Genomic DNA, 1,185 nt, shown 5'->3' with positions numbered 1-1,185 from the left:
ACGCGGTTGCCCCACAGTGATGGGTCGTTCACGTTTCGCTTGGTGACCACGGGGGCGGGGAGCTGGTCCTCAAGGAGTCCGCTGGGCAGCCGGACGATGGTGCTGCCGTGGTCCGTCGGCCCCGGTGCGAACTTCTGTCCCTCCATAGCCTTCTTGATGTAGCTCATGGCGTACTTCGCGTAGAGATCGATGGGCTGGGAGACGGTGGCGTCGATCTCTCCTTTGCGGATCGCATCGAGTTCCTGCGGGATGCCGTCGTTGGCGACGATGGTGATGTGTCTGGGGTCGCCGACCGGGAAGAGGGCGTTGTTTCGTCGCAGGATCGACAGCGCCGGTACCAGATAATCGCCGCCTGCCTGCAGGTAGATGCCTTTGATATTGGGATTGGCGTTGTACAGCGAATCCAGGCCGACCGCGGCCTTGCTGGCCTGCCAGTCCGCGGGGATGTTCAGAACCTTGATGCGCGGGTAGTGCTTGGCCATGCAGGTAAGGAAGGATTCCGTGCGGTCTCGGCCGTTGACCGACGCCAGGCCGCCCTGGATCTGCACGACCTTGCCGGTCTTGACGGCATCGCCGAGGTACTGGCATGCCTTCCGGCCAAAGGCGCGGTTGTCCGCCCGGACCACCATGGCGACCTTGCCGCTGTCCGGTGCGACGTCCACCGCGACCACGGGCACCCCCGCCTGCTCGGCCGCGCGCAAGCCGGGCCGGATCGCCGCAGAATCTAGCGGCCCGACGACGAGGCCCTTGACATCCTGGACCAGCAGGGTGTGGATATCGGAGATCTGTTTGTCGATGTCGGATTCGGAATTCACTGCGGGGAGCATTTTGACGCCGTGCGCCTTGGCCTGCGAAGGGACGGCGGCATTGTAGGCCCGCCAGAATGGCGTGGTCTTCGGAATGACCACTCCCGTGGTGGCCGTGGGACCGGCCGTTGTGCCGCCGCCGCAGCCCGTTGTCGCAAGGCCGTAGGCGAGCGCGAGGATGGTCGCGGCGGTGGCCATGCGCCTCGTGCGGCCCGGCCTCGGAACTCGGGGCACGGCGGAGCGGCTGGGGGCCCGGAGCACCGGTCGCCTCCAGAGTTCTCGCCCGTGATGTGTGCCCATTCAGCCGCTCCCTCGGGAAAGACACCTCGGCGCGGCGGTGAAACCGGGCGGGCCGTTCTCGGCCCGCTGCCTTCTTATC

1 protein-coding gene is annotated in these 1,185 nt (G+C 66.5%); it reads right to left on the bottom strand.

Annotated elements, in window-relative coordinates; all coding sequences use genetic code 11:
* The coding region (locus tag JK363_RS41280; protein WP_307822118.1) for a sugar ABC transporter substrate-binding protein at nucleotides 1-1,004 on the bottom strand (1,004 nt) is incomplete at its 3' end.
* Nucleotides 1,005-1,185: the final 181 nt, after the last annotated feature.

It is taken from the genome of Streptomyces coffeae (assembly GCF_016741875.1).
GTDB classification, from domain to species: Bacteria; Actinomycetota; Actinomycetes; order Streptomycetales; family Streptomycetaceae; genus Streptomyces; species Streptomyces coffeae.
The sequence above is the reverse complement of the archived record's forward strand: the minus strand, read 5'-3'. Positions and strand labels throughout refer to the sequence as shown.